Genomic DNA, 26,150 nt, shown 5'->3' with positions numbered 1-26,150 from the left:
GGGCAGCAAATTTTGTTATAGAAATTATTTACCTGTGCATGGATAACTTTTGAATCATTTCATTGCTGATGCTATCAGCGTACATTCCGTAAGCGCCTGTAAATACGCCTTTCATTTTGCCATCTTTCGATTCTACGGCGTACACCACTTCTTCATCTCCCGGGTCAGTGTCGCCTTCAAAACGGTACACTTCTGTTATTTCAAACTCGTTTGGATTTAAACAATAATTATTTTGTTTGCAAATTATTTTATCGAATTCAATATTAAAATCCATTGTATATCCTTTGGCCTTTAGCCCGTTTACTGCTTCAGTTACTGTGTCGTAATTTTCCATGTTAAAAAGTTTAAAATAAAGTTAGTGAAATAATGGTTGCATTTTTTTACAGTGGACGTTTAGAATTTTTTGAATGCTGACTTGATTTGAGAATGCCTTGTTTTACCGGTTACACTATTTGGGTATTTTATTTTTGTGCCAACGTCATGGCTATCCAATCGTACTTACCAATAGCTGCATCCTGCATCAGAGCTACATGCTTTGTGCAAGGTTTTCCCCGTAGCAATAGTTTGATTACCTTTGCAAGATTATAGCTTTGGGCATTGTGTACTTTTGAATGAAGACATTAAAATTAAAGCAGCCTGGCAAATAATGCAAGATACGCTTAGATGAAAGTTTAATAATGATAACTGGTACAAGAGGGCGACGCAACGATGTCGACCAATGCTGAATATGCCCGGACAAAAAAATAAAAGAAAACCATTTTTTCCAGCTTGGTTCAGGCAACGGAAATAGCAACATATTTATGAGTAAAGATAAAACAACAAAAAAGAAATCATCCCAAACCAGCACTGTTAAAGGCAAGTTGGATATTTCGAGAAGTGGAATGGCCTATGTAATTGTGGAAGGAATGGACAAGGATATTGTTGTAAGGCCAAATGATATTGGGCGTGGGTTTCACGGTGATATGGTGAAAGTACAAATTAGCCCGGACAGCGGACGTGGCCGGCGCACAGAAGGCAAGGTAACGGAGGTGGTTACACGCAATCAGACAACCTTTATCGGGAATATTTCTTTGAATAAAAATGTGGCCTTTTTTAAAGCAGCAACAGAAAAGCCAATGCCTGATTTTTATATTCCTATTGAAAAATTAAATGGTGCCGCAGATGGAGAAAGGGTAGTGGCTAAAATAGTGAAATGGGATAAATCGGATAAAAAACCGGAAGGTGAAGTTGTAAGCATCCTGAAGTCGGAAGATGTAAACGATATGGCGATGAAAGAAATCTTAATTGAAGCCGGGTTTCCGCTGGCATTTGAAAAAGCGGTGCTGGATGATGCCATGAAATTATCAGAAACTATTACAAGAGAGGAATTAAAAAAGCGAAAGGATTACAGGGATATTTTAACTTTCACGATCGACCCGGTTGACGCGAAGGATTTTGATGATGCTATCTCTATCCGGAATTTAGACAACGGAAATTATGAAATAGGCGTACATATTGCAGACGTAAGCCACTTTGTAAAGCCTGATAGCATCCTGGATAAGAGTGCGTACGAACGAGCCACCAGCGTGTATTTGCCAGACAGGGTAAACCCGATGCTGCCGGAAAAAATAAGCAATGAATTGTGTTCGTTGCGGCCCAATGAAGATAAATATACCTTCTCTGTAATCTTCCAAATTACCAACCGTGGCGAAATTAAACACAAATGGATTGGCAGAACAATCATCCACAGCAATCACCGGTACACTTACGAGGATGTGCAGACCATTATTGAAACAAAAGACGGGCTGAACCACAAAGCGATTTTATTGCTGGATAAACTGGCAAAAGGGTTTAGAGCGGAAAGGTTTGAGGCCGGGGCCATTAATTTTTCCTCGCAGGAAGTGCGGTTTCAACTGGATGAAAAGGGTAAGCCAATTGGCATTGTAATTAAAGAAAGTAAAGACGCACACAAACTGGTGGAAGAGTTTATGTTGCTGGCCAACAGAACCATCGCGGAATATGTGAGCCGGATAAAAATTAACCAGGAGCCGGTACCATTTCCCTACAGGATACATGACACACCGGATGATGAAAAATTAAAACCGTTTGCAGCCTTTGCAAAAAAATTCGGGTACACCTTCAACATACATGATGATGCAGCCGTGGCGGCATCATTTAATAATTTACTGAAAGATGTAAGTGGCAAACCTGAGCAACATGTGCTGGAGCAATTGGGCATTCGTACAATGGCAAAGGCGGTGTACACTTCTAAAAATATTGGGCATTACGGTTTAGGCTTTGAGCATTACTGTCATTTTACTTCGCCCATCCGCCGCTACCCGGATGTAATGGTGCACCGGATATTACAGGAGTGTCTTGATAAAAATGTGAAGCCGGATAAAAAGATGGAGGAGAAATGCAAGCACTGCAGTGACCGCGAGCGTAAGGCGATGGAAGCAGAAAGAGCGAGCAATAAATACAAGCAGGTTGAATTTATGATGGACTACCTGGGAGATGAATTTGACGGAATAATCAGCGGGGTAGCCAGTTTTGGCTTTTTTGTAGAAACGGTTTTGCATAAATGCGAGGGTATGGTTACCGTAAGAGACCTGAACGAATTTGATGAATTTAAGCTGGATGATGCTGATTATGCATTGGTTGGTATGCGTACGGGAAAGAAGTTCAGGATGGGCGACGCGGTGAGAATAAAAGTGGTAGCGGCCAACCTGGAAAAACGCCAGCTGGACTATCATTGGGTGCAGGACGAAGGAAAAACCGAACTGAATATTGCAAAAGCAAAAAAGCAGACCAAACACAAGAAATAATTTTACACGTAAATTGCTGAACAGATGTTTCAGCAATTTTTATTACAGCACCTATGCACTCCTTTATAGAACTGGCAAAAATTTTTGAAGACAAATTTAATACACGGCATTTTCCATTGCATACCACCACGCTGTACGATCCGGCGCAGTACATTTTGCAACTGGGCGGGAAAAGAGTACGGCCGGTTTGTGTACTGATGGGCAACGAATTGTTTGCAGAGATTATTCCAGATGCATTCCACGCCGCCACCGCAATTGAACTGTTTCATAATTTTAGTTTGATACACGATGATATTATGGACAAGGCGCCCATGCGCCGGGGAATGGAAACAGTGCACCAGAAATACGGCGAATCAACCGCGTTGCTGGCGGGAGATGTAATGTTTGTGCGGGCTTATGAATACCTCAATAAAATTGAAGTCAATAACCTGCAAAAAGTGCTGCACCTGTTTAATGAAACAGCCGCGGCTGTTTGCGAAGGGCAGCAGCTGGATATGGACTTTGAAAAAAGAGCAACGGTAAGCCTTGACGAATATGTAGGCATGATTACGTTGAAGACTTCTGTATTGCTGGCCGCTAGCCTGCAGTTGGGTGCTATATTAGGTGGCGCCGGCGAAGGCAACCAGCAACACCTGTATGAGTTTGGTAAAAACCTGGGTATTGCTTTCCAGGTACAAGATGATTACCTGGATGTTTTTGGGGATCCCGAAAAATTTGGCAAACAGGTTGGAGGCGACATTCTAAGCAACAAGAAAACCTTTCTGCAAATATATGTGATGGAAAACGCATCGGCTGAACAGCTAACAGTATTGCAAAGTTTGATGCAGGAAAACGCACCGGATAAAGTGGAACGGGTAACAACAATATTCAGGGATTGTAAAGTAGATGATTGGGCAAAAAAATTAAAAGACAGATACCTGCAAACCGCGTTGCAACACCTGGAAGATACAGCCGTAACAAGCGGCCGTAAAAAACCTTTGATGGATTTGGCGGGTTATTTAATACAACGGGAATCATAATCCTGTATGCCTTGCAAAATATCCCTGCGATTATTTCCTCCTTTTTAAAAGCATCAAAAAGCGCATACTTCAGTTTTATTAATTATTTTGGAGACTAATACGTCGTTAAACCAAAATATACATGTCTAACTCCTTATTCAGAACAAAAAAGATTGAAAGCATTTTAGCCGAAGGCGGAGATGATCCCCATGGCGGGCATGGCTTAAAGCGCGTACTATCCATGAAGGACCTTACCTTTTTCGGCATAGCCGCCATTCTCGGTGCAGGAAGTTTCAGTAGTCTCGGTGGGGCCGTTTTTCATGGGGGGCCGGGGGTGGTAATCTTATTTATAATTACGGCGATTGCCTGTGCCTTTACCGCATTCTGTTATTCAGAATTCGCAAGTCGTATACCTGTTGCAGGCAGCGCCTATACCTATGCATATGCTTCTTTCGGTGAATTGTTTGCCTGGATTATTGGCTGGGCGCTCATCATGGAATATTCCATCGGCAATATTTATGTGGCCTACAGCTGGAGCGATTACTTTACTTCTTTAATGGAAAAAATGGGCGTGCACATTCCGCAATACCTCTGCACGAGTTACATGGAAGTAAAACATGCCATGGCAGCAGGCAGTACTAATCCCGACGTGTTGGAGGCATATAAAACGGCGCCTGTGATTGGCGGCTTAAAAATTATTTTTGATTTGCCTGCATTTATTATTAATATTCTCATCACCTTACTGGTATTCCGCGGAGTAAAAGAAAGCCGCAATTTTAGCAATGTGATGGTGATACTAAAAATGATTGTGGTAGCACTGGTGATTATTGTTGGCGGCTACCTGGTTTTTTCCCATGGGTTAACACCCAACTGGACACCGCCCAATGACGAAGGTGTGCATTCATTTATGCCCAGGGGATTTAGCGGTGTGATGGCTGCTGTAAGTGGTGTGTTCTTCGCTTATATTGGTTTTGACGCGGTGAGCGTACTGGCGGAAGAAGCTAAAAATCCCCAACGCGATTTGCCAAGGGGCATGATATTATCGCTGGTTATTTGCACCGTTGTTTATATTTTACTAACACTGGTTTTAACAGGTGCTGTAAACTATAAAAATTTCGATGGAGTAGGAGATCCGCTGGCATTTATTTTTGAAAAGCAAAACCTCAACGTTGGGTGGATGCAGTTTTTTGTAGCCATCGCCGCGGTGGTTGCCATGACGAGCGTGCTACTGGTTTTTCAAATGGGCCAACCCCGCATCTGGATGAGCATGAGCCGCGATGGTCTTATGCCGCCAGTGTTTCAGCGGATTCATCCAAAATATAAAACCCCATCATTTGCTACCATTGTTACCGGGTTGGTAGTTGGCTTACCCATCTTGTTTACAGATAAAACATTTGTGCTGGACTTTACCAGTATCGCTACTTTGTTTGCCTTTGTATTGGTTTGTGGCGGTGTATTGCTGATACCTAGAAAAGTAAAAGAAGCAGGCAAATTTCACATTCCATATATTAACGGACAATATATTTTTCCATTGATTGTAGTTGCTTCCCTTTTCCTTGCGCACCAGTTGTCGGCCAGTTATTTTACCGACATGTTTAATTTTGACTTTGGCAGCAATGAAGATTATACGCAGGGAAAACAAAGTTTTATGGACATGGCAACACCTAATATTACCCTCATTATTTTTTGGTTAAGCGCCTTAACGCTGGCAGTGGTAACCTTTTTAAAAAAATATTCTTTAATTCCCTTAATGGGCCTTATTACCTGTTTGTACTTACTAACTGGTATGACAAAAAATAACTGGGCATGGTTTCTTGGCTGGTTGTTAATCGGGCTGGTGATTTACCTGTTGTACGGATATAAAAAAAGTAAACTGGCGAATTAAAAAAAATAGTTGCCCGGGCTAAGAAGCAATGTGGAGCTGCAGGGAATCGAACCCTACCTATATCACTTACAAAATCAATATTTTAGATCGGTTTTAAACTTCTGCTCACCGAATCACTCACCAAAAATTATTGTTGCTTTTAGCTGCAAAGCTAGACCACAAGATAAGCAACATTGAAAATTTAATTAAGGAAATTCTTGAAACGTGTAATCTCCTAGGATGAGCTTAAGTAGCAATAACTTTGATTTATTCTAATAGCGTTTATTCTTATAAATAATCCAAGGGTAAATATCAAGAGTATACACTAGGTATTTAGTCTTGTCATCATGAATTATTGAGGGATCTTCATTGGTTTTCAAAGCTCTAAAAGTCTCAACCACACACTTCATTTTGTCAGTAATATTTACCACGACAAGATATGTTGTCATTTTCTTTACCGTACTTCTCTCTTTTTCTAAATTATCTGAAACTTGTTTATTAATCAATTCCTGACAGTTATTATTAGCCCATTGCAAAATTTCATTCTGGATGGTTATTAATAATCCCCCATAGTTAGGTACATTTGTCGTAGCTCCAGGAGCCGCAGGCCGCATTGAAGGGACTAGAGGAGTATATTTCTGCGCTGTGACAAAATGAACACTTATTGACAGAATTGCGAAAAAAATAAGTAATGGCTTAATCATAACAAACGGTTAAAAATTAAATATAAATAAATTACAATACAAGTTACCAGAATAATTGATAACTGCTTTAAGTTTTAAAATCATTCTAATAAAAATTATAGTTAACAACAAACTTATACAGTCATTTCTGCTTCATAACTTCAGTACTGTTAATTAACAATCTAAATATTTGCTATTTAGTAATAACATTACAGTCCGGGTTTTAACCAAATTAACGCGAACAGGGCGGGTTCAGTTTTCTAACCGTAAGTTCTTCCCTTATGATCTTTTTCAAAAGTGAGAATGTAAAATGTCCGAATAAATACCCTTCAAGTATCCACATCCCTCATCCAAGTTAAAACTAAGCAAATCAATTCTGAGATTCCATATTTAAGCAACTATGAAAACAAAATCAATTGCAAAGCCTCTCATAATTTAACCATTGACAAAGCCATTTCTTCTTGCTTTTCCATCGTCTTTTAGAAATCAACTGACCTCCCACTGTTTTCCCAATTTTTTTCGGTTCAGGATGAAAAACTTCAAGAAACCAATCAAAAAACACAAAAATATCGAGCAAGTTCTTTAAGGCAAATGTTCTGTAGTACTTGATACTATTTGTTAGTAAGCATACTCTTTTTCTTGGTACTCACGAACAGAAAGTAGCAATTTTGAAAAAACAATCATAAATATCACACTTGCAGATATCAAAATGATCAGTTATCATTAGGAAAAACCGAAAGTTAAATCCTAGTTTGGTGCTCTGATGGATTCAAGCAGCATCCCCTGCAATTACGATTCGCAAAAAAATTAGTGAAAAAATTATTCTTTTTTATTCCACCGATTTATTTTATCTTTTGAATTCTTATAGTTCGCCAGCTAATTTGTTCCCCCCGAAAATTACCATACAGTTGGCTTGATAATTTAAGTTTTCGTACACATCCCTAAATCTATTAAATGAAACTTCCTGTTTTTATAAAAATCGTTATGGCCGGTTTTTTATTGGGTGTACTTGTTCACTTTACCCTGATCTCTTTGTCTTACTTTAATCTTAAGAGCAAGATCAGACAATCAAAATTTACCGAAATAATTTTTAATCGCGATCCTTCTTTCGGCTCTAAGCGTTTTGTTGCAAAAGATCATAATACTGCCAATAGGAAAATCGACGATAAACTACCCTGGCGGATGTTTGTAAACATGGGAATATTGAGTTGGGAAACTACAACAGACAATGTTTCCGCTCAAATGCAACAGGCAATAATTGCCGAAAAGGAAACTTTTCAGACCACCACCACCATTCAGCATCTTATCAGGGTATCGGAAATGGTCGGAAGTAAAAATCAGGCTCAAGAATTTAAAGATAACCTAGAGAATCTTATTGCTGCTTGCCTAGCTGGAGGGCCGAATGCCTTTAAAGTTTATGGCGATGCTGTAGGGTCTTCAATTGATAAACTTCCCGATTACCATGAAAATTTTCTTTCCTTTCTTTTCCCAAAACAATTAGGAGGGCTTTGGGGAAAAGCCTCAGATCAATCGGAGATTGTAAATCTTCTTTTTCTGAATTCACGCATAGCAGAAAAATATGATAATCTCCCTCTTGGCGACCCAGACGGCAAAGGAATAACACCCGTTGAATCATACAGACAAGTAAGTGAGTACTTCCAACGAATGCTTGTCTCCATTCATGACGATCCAAAAGTAAGTTCTGCGAAAAATTGGTTTACAGTTCTTGAAGGGCCAGAGCAATTCTTTATGTATATAGTATTCTGTATAGGCTTATTGTTACTGATTCAAAATATGAAGATTATTCGCAGCAACCCAGCAGCGGCTCAATACAAAGCATCATTGACAAACATTAATAAGTCAGAACCTTCTTTAACCAATGTCGAAAAATATTCACTGATCCTCTACAGATGGGTATTAATCGCACTTCCATCATTAGGCTTCATTGGAACAAAAAGAGGCTTAAGTGAAGCGCTTGGTAAAGCTGATACTATTGTCCGGGCAAATACGCAGATCAATCAGGCACTGGCTGTGTCTTCTGTATCTGAAACAATGGGTGTTGCATTTACGTCAACACTTGTTGGTTTGATACTGCTAATGCTTTTGCTTACCACGGAATTGATCTTAAAATATAAAAATGTAACCTGGAATGAAAGTTAAGGACGAGGCCATTGAAAAGCTCGATGTAGAATCGCTGATTGTGGATCTTCTTGCTTGCGGATTGGGCGGTTGCATCATCTTGTTTTTTATTTTTTCGATAAAAATTATAGGAAACTCTGTTGGTCAAATGCAGCAGGCTGATAATGCCAATAGCGATGGTCAGTTTGCAAATATGTCGTCAATGATGGGTGATGATGGAAAGTCAAAATCAATGGGCGCTATCAGGATTGTGAAAATCTCCAATCTTAGTCCAGATAATCTTGGTATTATTCGCGCAAAAAGTGACAACGTAAAAAGTTTCTGGACTATATCAATACCTGATAATCGAGAAGATCTTTCTGAATCATTAAGGTTCCAAATTAAAGAAGAACCGAATGGAATTTCTTTTATTATCACTGCCAATGGCATGCTACCCATCGACTTTGAAATACCGGGGGATATGGGAGGTTCACTGGAAAGCCAAGATCCCGGAGATAAACCGATAGTAGAGGTTATGATTATTGAAGGAAGCTCACAACGAGATAATTTTCCTGGTCTTTTTAATGTTCCGCCGACCAGGGTGCAAAATATCAATAAACTTAAAATACACATAGACATCGGAAAGTTGGCGGATCTCGATAAACTAGTAAAAATCGATACACAATAGATATAATTATGCGTGGAAGCAATCTTCGAATATTGATATTTATCGATCTACTCGCAACGGCGCTGGGTAGCTCAATTATATTAATGATGGTGCTTTCGGTTAACAAAGGAAAAGCGATAGCAAAACAAGCCGGTATTCCCCGCGAATTCATACACTATAGAGTTTCAAGTCCGGATACGGGCGCACACTTCAACATAATAGTCAAATCCGGTGAAACAAGCCAATGGGTGGAAAGCCAAAGTAGCATAGGCGCCATTACAGACACAAACTTCTTTTTAAAAAATGCAGACAAGTCTGGTGAAAAAAAAGTTGGTAAACTTCTTATCTGGGGACCAGTTACCGAATACAGCGATCAAGGTAAAACGCCGAATCAATTTAATGTATTCTCCACCATACAGAAGGGGGGGCCATGGATAATTGGTGTGTTATATTACGATAATTCAGGGATCAAAAATGATGATTCATTTAATATCAACGATTCTATTGAAGTTATTCATAGTTGGAGACTGCCCCATATGCTTTCTGATACTGTTGTTCATAAGTGGGTCACTTTAGGCAATTACTCAACAATAAATTTTAAAATTGATGTTCCTGAGTCACAATAGAAAAATGGCATGGAGCCGGATTCTCCTTGCAATTCTCGTTATTGCTCATCTTACCAGGTGCAACGACAATACCACAGTCGTGACGGATGAAAACTTAAATCCCCATGCATGGTCGCATGACGAGATAGCCCAAGTATCGGAGCTGAATGATAAATTGCTTTACTATTTTGATACTGCTTTTACTCACGAACGTTTTGACTGGAACAGTGAAGGTGCAGATATCTTCGATATCAATATAGTTGCCGCACCTAATTCAAGCAGGGTTTTCAAGGAAATTCTATACTCTTTACAAATCGCGGCAGAAAAAAAAGACGTAGCACTTGAGGCTATTCAAAAAGGCAAATTGGAAGAATTGCTTTCTCCTGCATTAAAAGATCAGTTTGTAAAAGCAAAAGAGCAAATAGCAGAATTTACAAACCAGTTCGACAATCAAAAAAATGAAAGCTTTCAACTGGAACGAAATCTTTTCTTAAGAGTTTTGTATGCCTTTGAAGTGATGGCTCCGAAGTTGAGCGATATTCTTTCAGAAGACGCCATTACCGCTGAGACGATTGTAGAAAAATACATTGAACTGAGAAAAGATGAAATTCTTATTCAGTGTTTTCAACCAATACTCGCCTCCGGGAAAACTGAACTTCTTGACAGAATAGGAAACAGTTCTTCGAAGGTTAAAGAAATCATCGCAAGCTTTAAAGATTATCAAAGCTTGTTTGCGGTTTCTTTTTATCCCTCTGCAAATCCTGACGAAGCAAAGAACTTCAATATTAAAGCAACCGATCCGGAATTTACTAAAACCTATGCTGAGCGATTTGCGAAAAGAACGGCTTTATTAAAACAATGCGAAGGGTTGCGGACGACAATAGAGGATCTTAATAACAAATACAAAGAATTAAATCCAGCTGTGCAAAATGTCGCCAATGCACTGGAGGATTTTCGCGCAAAAAATGATTATCTCGCTTCCAAAATAATTCCGGGGGAAGGAGACTATGTTGATGTAATGCGATCAGCCGCGTCTAAATATTTTGTGCGTTTGCGTTTTAAGAAAGGAACTTTTGGGCGTTTGTCGATTGATAAAAAAATTGAGTTTACCGAAGCGAGTGCCAGTATTGTTTACTGGATAGCTGGCGAAGAGGAGCCTGAATTTGAAAAGATGACTCAAGACCAGAAGATCACCGATTTAAATGGAAAAGCTGGTAAACTCATAACAGAGATCCCCTTGGGATTGACCATAAGAGATATTAATCTATCGAAGGAAATGCCAGCAAATCAATCATATATTTTAAAAGCTTCAGACCCTAGTATCAGTATCGGAATCCAATTACCCAAAAAGGGAATCTGGAATCAGTTTACTTACGATGCTTCTACCTTACAGGGAGCAAATCAACTGCTATCTTTGCCTGTTGTATTGGGTGTAAACTTGAAAAGGCTGATAATTGATCCTGACACCTGGCAAATCAGTTTTGGTATTAGCTGGACTCCTCAGTCTTTCTTTGAGCAAATATTCAATAATGATCCAACGCTCACATCGTTTTCTGTAACACTCGATGATTTATTAAGTCGAAATCCGGAAGAATTTCGTGCAGCTCTTCGTGAAGCCGCCATTACAAAAATCTGGGAACAAATAAAAACAGCAGCGAACGACAGCAAACTAAATCAACTGAAAACTTTTTTTAATTCAGAACGGGTTTACAATTTCACACTCGACCCGTTTTCGAAGAACAACGAATACATCAGCGGAAAATTACAATTAGAAAATGTCCGTTTCCCAATTCTTAACGTCAATGTGCCCCATGTGACAATCCGATTTGGTTATAGTCTATTGCAGAACGAAGCACAGTTAACCATGTCAAGGATTTCGCTCGTTGATGCATTGCCGTCATTGAGAGATAAAATAAAAACAGAACTTCAAAGCGAAATAACAAAAATAACGGATGTCCTTTCCGAAAGTGTGCCTGGTGTTGTAACACACGCCGCAGCTGTATTGAATATTTCTTCTTTTGAATTCAATCTTGAGGATAAAAGTTTCAAACTTATGTGCGAAGGAAAGTCTTATTTGTTTAAGACTTTACCGGAAATGTTGGCTGTGATAAAAGAAGTTGCAACAAATTACGTGCGTAACTATAAGGATATATTGATTGATTATTCGAGGACAGCGGCTGAGAAAGCGGTAATCAAAGCCGGTCAGGAAGCGCTCAGACGGACGTGTGAATCATTAAACAATTCTGTGTTGCCTTCTTTTGGTTTACCATTCAAGGTTGTACAAATTAATTGCGTATCTGGAAAAGTTGAAGGCGTAGCCAGATATGAAGACATCGCACTCAAGTTTATCAGGGAAAATGATCAATTTAAAGTAGTCAGTGCAGATAAAAAGCAAATTGCTGATTTATTGATAAAGCAATTAAATGAAACAGTCGGGTTAAAAGACAAAGTGATATTCGAAGCCGATGTTACAGATGAAATTATCATTCGCGCCCGTTTAAAAATCACCGAAATTAATTTTGATGGCATCATTCATACAATAACGATAAACACCCAGACCAGTGCTATTGACTCAAGAACTGAGTTGAAAGATTTACAGACCGCTGCTTTAAATGTAATAACAAAATATTTCGCAGATTTTAAAGGCAAAGTAAAGATTGCTGATTATGCGGATATGGAACTATCTGTTGCAGGAATTGATCTATTAACGCATAAACTGACACTTAATGGGAAAATGGTCTTTCATGGTGACATTAATGTAGACGTACCGATTGAAATTGATTATGCAACGGGCAAGATCGATATCAATCAACCCAAAAATCTTGAAGGCCAGATTGCTGGTATATTATTGCAGAACCTATTTGCGGCACTAATGGATGATGAAAACGCTATTAAAATAAATCCTATAGATTTTAAAGCGCATACTATTAGCGGAACTGCCGATATTAAAATTTGGGATCAGATAAAGTTGCCTACTGTAAAGTTCACTCTGAGAGAAAACAAAATAGATTTCGATTTCAAACCTTCTTTAACTGTTCCAATTATTGTACCAATTGCCCCTCCTTATTGTTCACTTATAGATCCAACAATCATACTTGATCTTGACAACAAAGAACTGTCTTTTAAAGGCGACTTTAGCATGGGTATTGACCAAAGTGTTAGAGGCATCGCCAAGCTTGTAAAAATAAAAGGTGATTTCAATATCCCCTACAGCAAAAAAGATATTGGCAAAGTAGATTACAACGGTGATTTGATATTGGTGAGTTTTTTCCCACTTAACAAAAGTAGAGGTGTTATCACCATAATACCCGAAGCAGAAGTGACTTTGTCTGAAGGAACTACCGGCATGGCGCAAAAGATTTTGAAATTAGATAAGACCACACGATTCGGAAAAACGCCGAATGGTGATTATAGCTTTAGCACTATTGGAACCGTAGACTTGCTGCATGTGGCAACTGGAGCCCTAGATGTAACCGGAGCCATTGATACGCTTTCAGAGGCTATTAAACTTTCAGGTACTGGAAGGTTCGGTTTGCCGGTAGGGACATTGACAGGCTCTGTTGGAACTTCCTTTGTTTATTCGCCCCTACAAGGTTTTATCAAAGATCCATTCATGAAAGTAGGTGGAGATGTTACACTGTGCGGATTCGATTTGAGTAAATTCTCCATAGAAGCAAATGAACACTTTGCAGAAGTTCATTTCTATGTGATGGGATTAGGTCTTACGTTACACTTCCCCGGAGTGGATGCAATATCGGTTACCTATATAAGGGATGAGATTATTAAGCTTTTGAAACGAATGTTAAGTCCCGAAGAACTTGCCAAAGCGCTTTTGAATCTTCCTAAGATGGATTTGTCATTGGGTGGTGGTCCGGAGGGTAATGACTCTCGGGAATTTAATGACAAGGAAGGTGGTCTTGATGGCAATGCAGATGGAAATCCTGGAGGCAACCTAGGTGGAAATCTCGGTGGCAACAATGGTGACAACGATAAACCCGGTGGTGGAAGGCCAGGAGGAAATAATTCAAATAAACCAAGTAATGAAAAAGACCGTAACAAAACGGGAGTATCCGGAAAATTATCATCGGAAATAGAAATAGCAAACATGGATGGTAATAGCGATATTGGATACACTTTCGTGAGGTATAACGATCTTTCGAGAAAAGAAGAATCAGTTTATATTGCCATCAGTAATAAGCTCTGCGTTCCCTTGAAAGATTATCGCACTTATGTAAGTGCATGCAATCCGGGATTGGATTTTTCTTCCTATTACTGTTTTATCTATTTAAATAATAGCAATGAACCGCAAAGGTTGCCTTTTGATTTCAAAGTTGTGAAAAATGAAAAGTCGGTCAGCTTTGTTTTGAAGTATCCTAGTAGAAATGAACAGAGCGGGTATTATCAATTGGCAAAAGGGGAATGCGTTATTCTAGGATTCTCGGCTGCAAATATGTTATTAGACAATAAAACTAACTATTCACTATCAGCTCTGCTGCCAGCAAAAGAAGGCATTGATGATTTTAAAATGTCTGATAAATTTTGCTTGAACCTCACACGATCAACTGTCGATCCTAAAACTTACAGTATTGGCGGAAACAGCATTATTACAAACGAATTGGCATTTCCTGCATATAATTTTATTCTTGCTTACAACGACAATGAAGCCAAGGCATTTTTGGTAACTGCATCGTCATTTTACAATTTCCTTCTCACTGCAGATTGCAATAAGACGTCCAAATCACTATCTTGGCTGTATCAAACAAAACACGTAGTAGATTATGACGATCTTTATCATTTAAATTTTCAAATGGCAACTGCACAGACCGAGAAATCAGTTGCAGCAACTTCTATTACCAGCACTGCAGGCAACGGTCATAATCACCCGCCTTGTTTTATAACTAACGCATATCGCAGGGTATTCAATCAGGGTAAAGTTGAATATGTAGAAGAAAAGAAGAAAACAAATTTATCTACCGACTACCCTTATGCTTACGGACAAATAGCGTTCAGAGACTTTTCAAGTGAACTCTTCATTTACATAATTCAAATTGGGAATGAAGAATATTGGATTGCAGAAGAATCCGACACTCCCATAGCGGTTGCTGAGATAGGATCAGATTATTTTAAAGATTATATTGAATTCACCAACAAGATAGTGGTGGATCTGGATGCCGCTTCGCTCTTTCAGATTATTTCTTCATGCGAAACAGAAGTGCCTGCATCAAACATATTGCAAGCATTGAGATCACACATAAAAGATGGAAATGTTGAAAGATCGGCAGTTTATAAATTCGTTGATTATGCAAACCTGAAAATTGCAAACAAACCAATATCTGATGATTATTTCTGTAACGTGATTAAATTGGATACAAGTGTGCGTGTCACTCCTATTACTTCTCCCGAAGGAGATAAATGGAAGACCTTCTTTGTTGTAGGAAATGAAAAAAGTATCAAAACCATCAATTTCACCGAGAATGATCTGAGTCGGGCTTTAGGCATAGTAGAAAAACCAGTAACGAAGTCAACGTTTATAGAAAACCCACTGCTTGGAAGTTTGCTAAGCTTTCTCTATAGTTCCGGCACGTTGCAAAATAAAATACTTTTTGCCGCAGATAAAAACAGGGCTGGATGGATCAGCTTGGCTTCGCCATCGCATCTATATTTATTGGATAACCAAAACTCCATGAAACCTTTTGTGCAAAAAGAACTTCTTTATCCAGCCGGATTCTTTTCATTAGAAGGAAACAGAGGGGATTTTTTCAACTTCCCGACAGTTATTGCTAATCACCAGGTATTTTTTGACCGTCTATTCAACCTTCTGATTACAGACAGCAGCGCAAATGTTGCAATAGATTTCATGGAAACAGAAAATCATGTACGACAATTACTGGCATTTGTTAAGACATCTAAAGACGTTTTACTCCTGATCGACGACAAAGACGGCAAAAAGATTAAAACAGAAAAGACGATTGAACGAAGTTTATTTGAAGAGAATTTAAAAAATGCTATGAGCCAGGCAGTGATCGACGAAAACCTGAGTAATATTCCACGTATTCGTGAAAGCAATCTATTGGAAGAACAGTTTAAAACATTGGCGACATTTATTCTTTCTGCATTTAAGTCTGACGGAAAGAAAGTGAATAGCGTCATTAATCCTTTGGCATTATTTAATAAATCGGGCATCAAAACAATATATAAGTAAACACCTTTAAACAAAACTAATAATATGAAAAGGAAAATAAGTTTGGTCTTTGTACTACTTTCTTTTATTATGGTTTCAGCTTCAAAGAAATCAGAATGGTTGCCAGCAACGGATTTCAATATTTTAATTGTCAGAGGTAAAGTAGAAAACAATCTCGTAATGGGCCAAATATTTTTAGATAATAAACTACTTGGCAACTGCTATGAAAACAATGATCTAAAAATTCCAACCGGGAAATACTCTGGAAACATGAGATACCATTCCGGAAAAAACTTTGTTCAGTCGGAATTAGGTTCGTTGTCAAAATCAGGAGACTTTCTTCTTGAAATGAAAGATGTACCTGGCAGAAGTGATATTCTTTTGCATGCAGGAAATAAACCTCAACATTCTAAAGGATGCATACTACTTGGTCCGGCAAATAAATCGGCTGATCAATCTGTTTTCATTGATAAAGAACATCCACTCTTTAAACTAAGGATTGCTTTTTACGGAACTGAGTTCCCTAATTCATGTCCCGATAAAAACCTAATAATTGAAATAAAATGAAAATTCGTCTCCTTTTTTTTGGTGGTATAGCAATGTTTTCCATTACCTGTTTTATCACTCTTTCTAGTTGCAAAAAGAATCGTAAACTTATTGGTTCAACCACTACGCGAAATCTTCGTGTAGATACGTATAATTATTCTGATTGCAATTTGGACTGCAATTCATCATTAACTTTTGTGGCAATAAACGATAGCGATTTCGATGTCAAAGCAAATTTTAAGTTAGTTTATGAGTTTCCCGAAAAAGATAGTATTCAATTGAAACAAATACTGTTGAAGCCTCATGATTCCACTAACGTGGCATGTGGCTGTGCAGATAAACCGGTTAATAAAAATGATTGGATGCTTGTACTTACAATATTATCAGCAGAACAATGTAACCTGTAAATCCCAGCAAAACTGACCCCCTTCCGCCATTTTAAATTGACCCCCTAAAAAGCGATTACAAAAGGGCCTAAAAAAATCCTGGTGAAGAGGACTAAAAAGAAGATAAAGAACTGTTGTTTTGGAGGCTAAAAATAGTGATTAATTTTTGCCGGCGTTTTTTATAAATATGATTCCATTGGTTCTGCTTTTCCTTTTTGTTTTTTTCTTAAAGATTCACCGTATAATTCTATCCGGATAGATTGATGGACAATCCTGTCGAGTATAGCATCAGCAAGTGTTTTTTCTCCTATGACTTCATGCCATTTTTTTACAGGTACTTGTGCGGTGATGATGGTAGATCTTTTGCCATGACGGTCTTCGATAATGTCCAATAGTAAAGCCCTGCTTCCTGCATCGAAGGGGTGTACACCAAAATCATCTAAGATAAGGGCATCCTGTTTTTCTATTTTAGAAAGCTCTTTTAAATGGGCGCCATCCGCTTTGGCCATTTTTAAATGAGACATTAATTTAGCAGTGTTAGTGTACAAAATTTTATATCCCATTAAGCAAGCTTGCTGGCCCAGGGCAGATGCCAAAAAACTTTTTCCCGTTCCGGTACTGCCGGTGATAAAAAGATCTTCGCCTTTTTTTATAAAATCGCAGGTAGATAAACGTTGTACAATGTTTTTATCTAACCCGCGGTCGCCGGAATAATCCAATTGTTCGATACTGGCACTGTAGCGGAAGTTAGCGTTCTTAAGCCCTCTTTGTACGCTTCGATGCTTCCTGTCGTCCCATTCGCTTTGCACCAGGTACTGTACCAGTTCATCATTGGTAAACTGTTGCTGGCGCTGATCTGCTTCCAGACTGGCCTTGTAGGCCTGGTGCATACCCAGCAGCCGCATGTGACTCATCTTTTCTAAACTGTCTTTGTTCATTGCTGTGTTTTTTTAACTGGTTAATAAATGAAGTGGTTTGATTTTATTGATAGTAATCTTCTCCCCGGATATTGTCGTGCACGGGCATGCAGGTGTCATCGCCCGAAGGTTTTTGTTCATCTTCCAATGGAATAAAATCTGCTTTTGATTTTAGTATGCGTTCTATCATTCCAAAGTTGTACACGTTAAAGCTATCGGCTCTTTTGCAGGCGTTGATAAGCCTTGTTTCGCCTACCCGTTTTTTATAATTGATGATGCCCTGGCAGGCTCTGTAATTTTTTTCGGGATACTCGTTTCGGGACAATACTTTTTTAATGTAGGCTACTACTACTTCACCAATCAATGCGGCATCGGCAATAAATTTTTCAGGGTTCCATTCCGTAGGATAGCGGTGCCAGGAGGCAAGGTGGTCTTCGTTTTGTATGTATTTGTCTTTGCCAAAATAACGAACATGAACAGCAATTAATTCATGCTCGCTAAATGCTTCCACCTTTGTACAGTTGTACATCAGTTTGATTTTTATACCAATAAATTTATAGGGTATACTGTAATAACGGTAATCGACGGTAACGTAACCTGTTTTACCGACCGTGGCAGTTTTGCTGGTCATGGGGTCATAGGGATATTTGTTCAGCGGTTTTAAAACATTTTTTTCCAGTGCGTCAAACTGCTGCAACCTGCTATAATCACAGCCCGTAAGCAATGTACTGTTGTGGGCCAGCAGGTAAATTAAAATATCCTCATTGAGCGTTTCTAAGCTGCTGTATACCTTTTCATCTATTTTAGTAAAGATGCTGGTGTAGATTATTTTTACAGCCCCTTCTACCAGCGCTTTATCTTTAGGCTTATAAACCCTTGCAGGAAAAACATACGTGTTGTAATGGGCTGCAAATGCGGCAAAACTATCATTGAGTTCCGACTCATACCGCCCGGCTTTTTTTACCGCGGATTTTAAATTATCAGGAACAATGGCTTCGGGTACACCGCCATAAAAATGCAGCGCCCGCTCGCAGGCCAATATAAAATCATCCTTCTTTTGAGAGGCTACTGCTGTTACATAAGTGAGCTGGCTGCAGCCCAGGATGGCTACAAAAACTTCTACATCCTGTACCTCGCCGGTGCTTATATCTACTACCTGTAAACGCTTTCCGGTAAAATCAATAAAGAGTTTATCGCCGGCCTTGTGAGGCACACGCATAGATGGCTTACTCATGCCCATGAATGTATTGAGGCGCACCAGGAAAGCGGAGTGCTTGTACCCATCAGGGCACTGCCGGATGTAGTCGGCATAAACCATTTGCTTGGTCACACCACGTTTCTTTAACCTGGCTGTCAGCTCTGGTAACAACGCTTCCAGATCAACTACACGGCTGCTTTCTTTTTTTGGCTTTACAATCAAAAAGGCTTTGGCTAACTCCCCGTCAGTCATGATTTCTACCCGCTCAATGGTAAGCCGCAACTCTACAAACTGCAGAAGGTATTTCTTTACCGTGTTGCGTGCCGTACCTGTTGTTTTGCTGATGAACTTACTGCCTCTTCCTTCTGAATAAAGTCGCAATATTTGCCTGATTTTAAACATATCAATTGTTTTGTTGGACATAAAATAATCTCCCGTTGTTTTGGTTAAAACAACCGATTATTATCCTACAAAAACAACTGCTCTTTATTCAACGATTTAGGGGGTCAATTTCAGCCGGTATCAGGGGGTCAATTTAAAATGGCCGGAGGGGGTCAGTTTGTTTTGGCGGAAGGGGGTCAATTTGCGTGGGTTTTCCACTCAGGCTCACATTCCCTGTTGGCAGTTAATTCTGCACGTTGCCCATCTACTGTAATTCTTAAATAAATTGGTGCTGTACCTGATGTGTAGTTTTTCTGCTTTTTCAGGTAAAAAAGCATGCTAAAATTTGTCTTCATGATTTTACTCATTTTAGGTTAACAAAATTAGCATTGCAGCAGAAGCAAGACAAGATGTTCAAATTTTGAACATGTTGATTGTCAGTGAGTTTGGGCAAGTCTGGTGAGTAATGTTGCAACATTGATCCTACTCACCGAATCACTCACCAGAAATTTGCTTTTTCCTGTACGTTTTGGTGATTCCCTAAAATGAAAAAAGCCCGCAAACATTGAGTTTGCAGGCTTTTAGCATAATTTGGTATTGATTTTAGTGGAGCTGCACGGGCGTCGCACCCTTGTACTATATTTTTATGGCGACTTTATTGACGTGTAGATATGGCTGCTGATATTGAATAATTGGATTCAATTGTAAAGTAGCTACTGCAGAAAAGTAAAAAATATACTGATTCGAATGAAGTGTCATGGTAAAGCACACCTTCTCACCAGGGTAAGTTGTTTTAAAATGCTTTTACCCATTTTCGCTTTCCATTAATTTTTTGCCTCACAAACTAACCTAACTTTGCCGCTATACTTATTAAATAGCCAGGGGCAATGAAATACGAAATAGGAGATAAAATAATTGTGCTGCTTACCAATGAAGAGGGTAAGGTGGTAGAAATTATGAATGAAAAAATGGTAATGATTGAAGTAAAAGGTGTTCGCTTTCCGGCCTATATGGACCAAATTGATTTTCCTTACTTTAATATGTTTTCTCAAAAAAAAATAGTCGAAAAAAAGAAAATATATGTGGATAACCTGCCTAAAGAAAAAGGTGTAGCAAGAGATAAAAAGGATGAAGGCATGTTTATTTGTTTTGTGCCTGTTTTTGATAAGGACGTTTTTGATGATGATGTCGTAGAGAAATTAAAAATTTATCTTGTTAATCAAACCACTTCTTCGTTTGGATTTAAATACAATTTGCTGTTTAATGGCGAAAGCAGCTTTGACCTGGCCAATACCATCGAACCACTGCATGAATTTTATTTACACGATATTAACTTTGACGATCTGAGTGACAATCCGCGTTTTGATGTGGAGTTCACGCTCTCCAATCCCGATAAAAAGAAAGCACCTTATTATGAGACTTCTTTAAAACTAAAAGCAAAACAGATTTTTAAAAAAATTGAGGAAATAAAATTAAAAAACGAAGCCAGCTTTTTATACCCGCTTTTTGACCGTTTTCCCGATAAGGTAGAAGAAGAAAAAGTAGATATCAACAAGCTCGGCAACGCCGGGTATAGAGTATACGATTTATCAAGAGTGAAGGAGTTACTGCCCCCTGCAAGAACGGTGGTTGATCTGCACATAGAAAAATTAACAGATAGCTGGAAACACCTGAGCAACTTTGAGATACTAACCCTGCAGTTAAAAACTTTTGAGCATTTTTACGAATTGGCCGTGTCGCATTTTCAACCTACGTTAACCATTATTCATGGTGTGGGGGTGGGCAAATTAAGAGACGAAATTCATGCTATCTTAAAAACAAAAAAGGAAGTAAAATCCTTCGTAAATCAGTACAACCATCTCTACGGTTACGGAGCTACGGAAATTTATTTTGCTTACTGAGGCTGGTATTCCTTCTTAAATTAACTCTTTCACAATGTACGCTAACAGATTTGGCCTGGTAATCGCATACCGTTTATGGGCCCACAAAACATTTTGCCCGGTTGCTTGTTAAAAACATATCGTATTCAAGCCGTATTTATAGCTTCCGGAAGAAAACGAAATGTTATTTTGGCTATATCCCCGAATTGTAAAATGAATTATCAATCACAAAAAATTATTAAATGAAGAAAGTATTATTTGTTTTAACCAGCCATGATGAGTTGGGAAATACAGGAGAGAAAACTGGTTTTTGGATAGAAGAATTTGCAGCACCGTATTACAAACTTTTAGACAACGGTGTTCAGATTACACTGGCATCGCCTAAAGGAGGACAGCCGCCAATTGATCCCAAAAGTGAAGGGCCGGGCAACGATACGCCCGCAACGTTGCGATTTAAATCAGATACGGAAGCGCAGCAAAAGCTGGCGCACACAAGCATGCTTTCGCTGATGAAGGAGGAAGCGTTTGATGCGATATTTTATCCCGGGGGTCATGGACCGCTATGGGATCTTGCCAATGATAAAAATTCAATTCACCTGATAGAGTCTTTTTATAGAAACAACAAGCCGGTAGCAACGGTTTGTCATGCACCGGGGGTGTTGCAGCACGCAAAAAATACGCTTGGTGAACCACTGGTAAAAGGGAAAAAGGTAACTGGCTTTACCAATGAAGAAGAGGAAGCTGTACAACTGACCAAGGTAGTACCTTTTTTAGTAGAGGATATGCTGAAAGAAAAAGGCGGCGAATATAGTAAAGTAGCCAACTGGCAGCCGTATGCCATACAGGACGGACTTTTAATTACCGGCCAAAACCCGGCCTCGTCTGAATTGGTAGCGGAAAAGTTATTACAGTTGCTGGATAAGTAATTATCTTCTTTTTAAATGCAAGGTAAAATAAATGCAAGGGCCTGTTTAATCGAATTAAACAGGCCCTTGCATTATACAGATAAGTTGCTTGTGAATACTACTATCCTTTTTTACCAAAAGTAGACTTCATAGCACTCATCATACCTTTGGTTGACCATTGGCCTGGTACAATCATTCTGCGAATGGTGTACAAGGGTTCTGTTGTATCTCTTTTAGTAGACAAAATGAAGGCCATTTTGTAGCCATGGCTTTTTAATTCCGGAATTGCCGCCTGGTTCCACAAGCCAAACGGATATGCAAAATAGGTTGGTTTCTTCCCGGTTATATCATTCAGGGTTTTTTCCGGCTTACTTAACTGCATATCCCAGTCAGCGGGCGTGTATTTGGTTACCATGTGATGATCCCAGGTATGAGATTCAATGGCATGGCCGCTGTCAGACAAAGTCTTGATTTGTTCCTTACTCATATAACGGGGGCGGTTGATAGAGATCGTCATGATAAAGTAAACCCCTTTAAATCCGTATTTATTCATTTCAGGTACCGCAATACTGTATTGTTCTTCGTCCGTATCATCGTAAGTCAGCATCACAGGTTTTGCAGGCATTGGGCCATTGTGCACCAGGTATTCGTACAACTGGTCTGGCAACACCGTCTGGTAGCCACTGTCGTGTAAAGCCTTCATTTGTTCTGCAAACTGGGCAGGCGAAACAGAATAACTCTTCATAGATTCGCTCTGTCCGGCCTTTGCTTCCCGGATATGATGATAGCATAAAACCGGCACTTCTTTTTTAGCAAGCATTTCCTGCAAACTGGCTGCTGTGGCCTGTGGAGCGGCAACAACTTTTACTGAAGAATCAACTGAACTGGCAGTTGTTGTCGCAGTCTTTTCCTTTTGAGGTGCAGCCTGGCAGCTGGCTATCAGGCAAATAATTAAACAATGTTTAAAAGAAATATATTTCATTTTTCGGGGAATTGGAACGATTACTGGAATTGGATGTAAATTGGTTTTGGTACAAACTTCATCAACTCTTCGGGCGTATACATGCCGGTGGTGCCGGGTTTGGTATCATTTTTATAAAATAATTTAAACCCTGTAAATTGTACAGGCTCCCTATAAATATAACGCAGGTAAGTAGAGCGCTTTAAAATTTTATCACCGAACCCGTCCATATCCATTACCACCTGTACTTCTGGTGTGGTTTTAATTCTTTCGTATCCTGTCACCATGCCCTGTGTAAAGCGATGTACAATTAATATCTTGGGGGTCAGGTGATTTTTACGAACTACATCAGTCAGAAAATCCACGGCGTCGTTGATGTCTTCCGCCGTAAAAGTGCCTATTTTTCTGCCCGGAACTTCTCCGTGTTTCATAGAAAATTCAGGGTCAATTCCAAGATGCACATTCGGCAACTTTAAATAAGGCTCCAGCCAAGGTACTTCATTTTTTACAGTGCTATGTCCTACCTGGATATCAACAAATACCAGCGCATTGATAGGCTTGGCCCAGCTAATCATGGTGTCTATCTGGTTTCCCGGCATGCGGTAACGGTGCATGCCATCTTTGCCGGCAGCAGCCTGGGCCGTAGTGGTAATATAATGCAAAGCGGGAATTACAGGAACGGTAGTATCTGCAGCCTGAAACCTGGCTACTTCATGCAGTAACTGGGCAATCATGGAATCATGTGGAATCTGGCCAAGGATACCCATTTTTTTAGAATACAGGTTGCCGTAGAAAGACACAATCCTGTTATAGGGTAATACAGCGCCGGGCAGGGGATAGGCTGCTTTTGCCGGCCACTTACCAGTAGTATCATGATTACTCAATGCCAGCATTTTTTTGTCGTAATCTGCTGTATCCAATACGGTTGGGACCGGTTTTACGGTGCTCACCGTGGCAGTTGCTGTTGTTGCTGAGTCCTTTGTTGCGGCAGCCTTTGCGTCGGGTTGATTGCAGGCGCTGTTGCTCAATGCAAGAAATAAGGAAAAAATGCCCAACGGCAATACCAAAGCCTCTTTTTTCATAGATATGTATATTATAAATATTTTAAGTGCAAATGTATAGCTTTTGTTAAACACCCGTACCAATAACAAAACGAATAAATGGAATGGGAGGTCGACAAAAAATGCATTTTCATCGTTTAATACTGCACGGGGCTTAAACAATATAAATAAATGAAATATTGTTTTGGTTGATAAATAAATTAGTTAATTTTTTCAACTGCGAAATTGTGTCGACCGAGATATATTGACCTTTTGCTAAAGTTGCAAGCTTGTTCAATGTACAGCGAATAAGTTGATAATAAAAAAGGTGGCCCGTAAAAGGCCACCTTATCAACTGATTTTTTTAAATTTAATTAGCTTCTTTAATCAGTTTGATTAGTATTTTTTCGGATCCTTGTATGAACTCAGCGTAGTAAACTCCAGGCCTGTATTGCTGGCCAATCTGCAATGATTGTGTTGGAGAAATGTTCTTGCTTTGTTCGATCAATCGGCCATTGTAATCAAGCACATTCATTTTTATCACTTCTTTAGATGGAGAACTAAATAAGAAGGTAAACTGATTGTGGGATGGGTTTGGTAACACTTTGGCTGTGAATTTGGTTGCCAAAGATTCTATCAAAGCCGGTGCAGCCACTTCCATGGTTCTTGCGCTTTTTGAAGTGCTATGTATCACAATTGATCCGCCGCCTATCACAGTGGTTGGATCAAGATTATCACCACCACCACCTACCAGGTTATCATAGACAGTAACTCCCGCAAGATCAGTAATTTTCATTCTTATTTTATCCTGGCCTCCTCCATTAGTTACATCACCATCAATTGCAGTCAGCATAAACTTGTAACTGCCAGTACCATTAATTGTTCCCGATCCCTTGTAACTAGCCTTTGCTCCACCAATTACCAAAGACATGTCTGTATAAGAGGAACTATTGAATTTAAGGTTACCTGCCTGGAACTGGAATTCAGTTTCTCCATCTACAATTGTAGTAGAACCTTTTCTATACTTTGCAACAAATCCAAAATTAGCTTTACCAGTTAATGTAGGGTTAGCTATGTAAGCACCTGCAGGAGAATTGATCCATCCGCCACCTGTTACAAAACCACCGTTTGGATCGTAAATAACAATGTATTGGAACATATTTGTAATACTATTACCACAGGCATCGGTGCCGGTAATTTTAGGAGCATAAACCCCAGGAGTACTATAATTATGTGAACCAAGTGAAATTAAGTTTGTGTAAGGACCAACCATTACAGCAGAACTTGTATTATCATCCCAGTTGACAGTTACGTTTGTCAATGTCACTCCGGTAAATGTCACTGTCGGTGTAATTGTAACACCTCCGCTTGCGGGAAGTTGTTGAGGCGTTCCATTAACATTAGTGCCTGACCATACATATGTCGGTGCAGCAGTTACAGATAATGTAGCAGTATTAGAACCTGAACCCAGGTAATTTGATTCTTCAGTAAAGCTTGCCTGAATTGTAGCTCCATTAGTGACGCAAACATTAAATGTTAAGCTTGCAACACCATTAATGTCTGTTGTTCCGGTACCAACCGTGCTACCATTAACTTTAAATGTTACGGTTTTGCCACTTAAGAAAAGATTATTTGAAACATCTTTTAATGTAGCCTTAAGGGTAGTAGTTCCACCTGTTGTACCACTTGCATTAGCAGCTATAATACTGGTGTTTGCTTTAGCGATCGCATCATTAACATTACCACTTGTGTTGTTATAGTTTGCAGCACCGGTAAATGACCACGGATCATTATTGTACGTTCCTGCATTGGTATGCGTAGTGCCAGATACATTGATTGTTCCGACAGTTGCACCTGATTCACTATTCACACCAGTGATGGTGTAAGTAGCTGTATGAGCATTGCCATCGTAGGTCACACTGTAAGGAGTAACAGTAACGGTAGGATCAGCTTTAGCGATCACATCATTAACAGTACCACTTGCGTTGTTATAGTTTGCAGCACCGGTAAATGACC

Annotated in this window: 19 protein-coding genes; 11 read left to right on the top strand and 8 right to left on the bottom strand. The window is 39.3% G+C overall.

Features of this window, described 5'->3' with window-relative positions:
• Positions 1–28 precede the first annotated feature (28 nt).
• Complete coding sequence (locus QWZ08_RS04465) at positions 29–334, bottom strand: phosphoribosylpyrophosphate synthetase (RefSeq protein ID WP_290336034.1); 306 nt, start codon at positions 332–334, stop codon at positions 29–31.
• A 466-nt stretch (positions 335–800) separates the two neighbouring features.
• Here QWZ08_RS04465 and rnr point away from each other — a divergent pair, with 466 nt between their 5' ends.
• From rnr to QWZ08_RS04450, 3 genes are all read left to right on the top strand, one after another.
• The gene (rnr, locus tag QWZ08_RS04460; protein ID WP_290336033.1) at positions 801–2,804 is read left to right on the top strand and encodes a ribonuclease R; all 2,004 of its coding nucleotides are present in this window, start codon (positions 801–803) and stop codon (positions 2,802–2,804) included.
• A gap of 53 nt (positions 2,805–2,857) precedes the next feature.
• Positions 2,858–3,823: a polyprenyl synthetase family protein gene (locus QWZ08_RS04455; RefSeq protein WP_290336032.1), complete on the top strand. Its 966-nt coding sequence runs from the start codon at positions 2,858–2,860 to the stop codon at positions 3,821–3,823.
• A gap of 121 nt (positions 3,824–3,944) precedes the next feature.
• Entirely contained in the window at positions 3,945–5,687 is a 1,743-nt protein-coding gene (locus tag QWZ08_RS04450; protein ID WP_290336031.1) for an amino acid permease, read from the top strand.
• 251 nt (positions 5,688–5,938) lie between these two features.
• Here the strand turns inward: QWZ08_RS04450 and QWZ08_RS04445 are convergent, their stop codons facing one another.
• The gene (locus QWZ08_RS04445; RefSeq protein WP_290336030.1) at positions 5,939–6,370 is read right to left on the bottom strand and encodes a hypothetical protein; all 432 of its coding nucleotides are present in this window, start codon (positions 6,368–6,370) and stop codon (positions 5,939–5,941) included.
• Between the two features lie 933 nt (positions 6,371–7,303).
• Here QWZ08_RS04445 and QWZ08_RS04440 point away from each other — a divergent pair.
• From QWZ08_RS04440 to QWZ08_RS04415, 6 genes are all read left to right on the top strand, one after another.
• On the top strand, positions 7,304–8,509 hold the full coding sequence (locus QWZ08_RS04440; protein ID WP_290336029.1) for a hypothetical protein: 1,206 nt from the start codon (positions 7,304–7,306) through the stop codon (positions 8,507–8,509).
• Entirely contained in the window at positions 8,499–9,155 is a 657-nt protein-coding gene (locus tag QWZ08_RS04435; protein ID WP_290336028.1) for a hypothetical protein, read from the top strand. The genes QWZ08_RS04440 and QWZ08_RS04435 overlap by 11 nt, the downstream gene beginning before the upstream one ends.
• An 8-nt stretch (positions 9,156–9,163) precedes the next feature.
• Positions 9,164–9,760, top strand: coding sequence for a hypothetical protein (locus QWZ08_RS04430; RefSeq protein WP_290336027.1), 597 nt, complete (start codon positions 9,164–9,166; stop codon positions 9,758–9,760).
• Between the two features lie 79 nt (positions 9,761–9,839).
• A complete protein-coding gene (locus tag QWZ08_RS04425) occupies positions 9,840–15,941 on the top strand; it encodes a hypothetical protein (protein WP_290336026.1) in 6,102 nt (2,033 codons plus the stop codon).
• A 24-nt stretch (positions 15,942–15,965) separates the two neighbouring features.
• Positions 15,966–16,487, top strand: a complete 522-nt coding sequence (locus tag QWZ08_RS04420; RefSeq protein WP_290336025.1) for a DUF5675 family protein — start codon at positions 15,966–15,968, stop codon at positions 16,485–16,487.
• Positions 16,484–16,873 carry a hypothetical protein gene (locus QWZ08_RS04415; RefSeq protein ID WP_290336024.1) on the top strand — a complete coding sequence of 130 codons (390 nt, stop codon included), beginning with the start codon at positions 16,484–16,486 and terminating at the stop codon, positions 16,871–16,873. Before QWZ08_RS04420 ends, QWZ08_RS04415 begins: the two co-directional genes overlap by 4 nt.
• Positions 16,874–17,031: 158 nt before the next feature.
• On the opposite strand, the gene istB is transcribed toward QWZ08_RS04415, so the two are convergent.
• From istB to QWZ08_RS04400, 3 genes are all read right to left on the bottom strand, one after another.
• A complete protein-coding gene (istB, locus tag QWZ08_RS04410) occupies positions 17,032–17,790 on the bottom strand; it encodes an IS21-like element helper ATPase IstB (RefSeq protein ID WP_290336023.1) in 759 nt (252 codons plus the stop codon).
• 43 nt (positions 17,791–17,833) lie between these two features.
• A complete protein-coding gene (gene istA, locus QWZ08_RS04405; protein ID WP_290336022.1) occupies positions 17,834–19,390 on the bottom strand; it encodes an IS21 family transposase in 1,557 nt (518 codons plus the stop codon).
• Between the two features lie 155 nt (positions 19,391–19,545).
• Positions 19,546–19,704 carry an Arm DNA-binding domain-containing protein gene (locus tag QWZ08_RS04400; RefSeq protein WP_290336021.1) on the bottom strand — a complete coding sequence of 53 codons (159 nt, stop codon included), beginning with the start codon at positions 19,702–19,704 and terminating at the stop codon, positions 19,546–19,548.
• A 531-nt stretch (positions 19,705–20,235) separates the two neighbouring features.
• Between QWZ08_RS04400 and QWZ08_RS04395 the strand changes: the two genes are divergently transcribed.
• The gene (locus QWZ08_RS04395; RefSeq protein WP_290336020.1) at positions 20,236–21,249 is read left to right on the top strand and encodes a Smr/MutS family protein; all 1,014 of its coding nucleotides are present in this window, start codon (positions 20,236–20,238) and stop codon (positions 21,247–21,249) included.
• A 221-nt stretch (positions 21,250–21,470) separates the two neighbouring features.
• Positions 21,471–22,154 carry a type 1 glutamine amidotransferase domain-containing protein gene (locus QWZ08_RS04390; protein WP_290336019.1) on the top strand — a complete coding sequence of 228 codons (684 nt, stop codon included), beginning with the start codon at positions 21,471–21,473 and terminating at the stop codon, positions 22,152–22,154.
• Positions 22,155–22,254: 100 nt separating this feature from the next.
• Here QWZ08_RS04390 and QWZ08_RS04385 read toward each other — a convergent pair whose 3' ends face one another.
• The 3 genes from QWZ08_RS04385 to QWZ08_RS04375 all read right to left on the bottom strand — a co-directional run.
• Positions 22,255–23,115 (bottom strand): polysaccharide deacetylase family protein, encoded by an 861-nt coding sequence (locus tag QWZ08_RS04385; protein WP_290336018.1) that lies wholly within the window; start codon positions 23,113–23,115, stop codon positions 22,255–22,257.
• Positions 23,116–23,135: 20 nt separating this feature from the next.
• The gene (locus QWZ08_RS04380; RefSeq protein WP_290336017.1) at positions 23,136–24,176 is read right to left on the bottom strand and encodes a hypothetical protein; all 1,041 of its coding nucleotides are present in this window, start codon (positions 24,174–24,176) and stop codon (positions 23,136–23,138) included.
• Between the two features lie 328 nt (positions 24,177–24,504).
• On the bottom strand, positions 24,505–26,150 hold a 1,646-nt coding region (locus QWZ08_RS04375; RefSeq protein ID WP_290336016.1), incomplete at its 5' end, for a T9SS type A sorting domain-containing protein.

It is taken from the genome of Ferruginibacter paludis, from assembly GCF_030409685.1.
Lineage (GTDB): Bacteria > Bacteroidota > Bacteroidia > Chitinophagales > Chitinophagaceae > Ferruginibacter > Ferruginibacter paludis.
The sequence above is the reverse complement of the archived record's forward strand: the minus strand, read 5'-3'. Positions and strand labels throughout refer to the sequence as shown.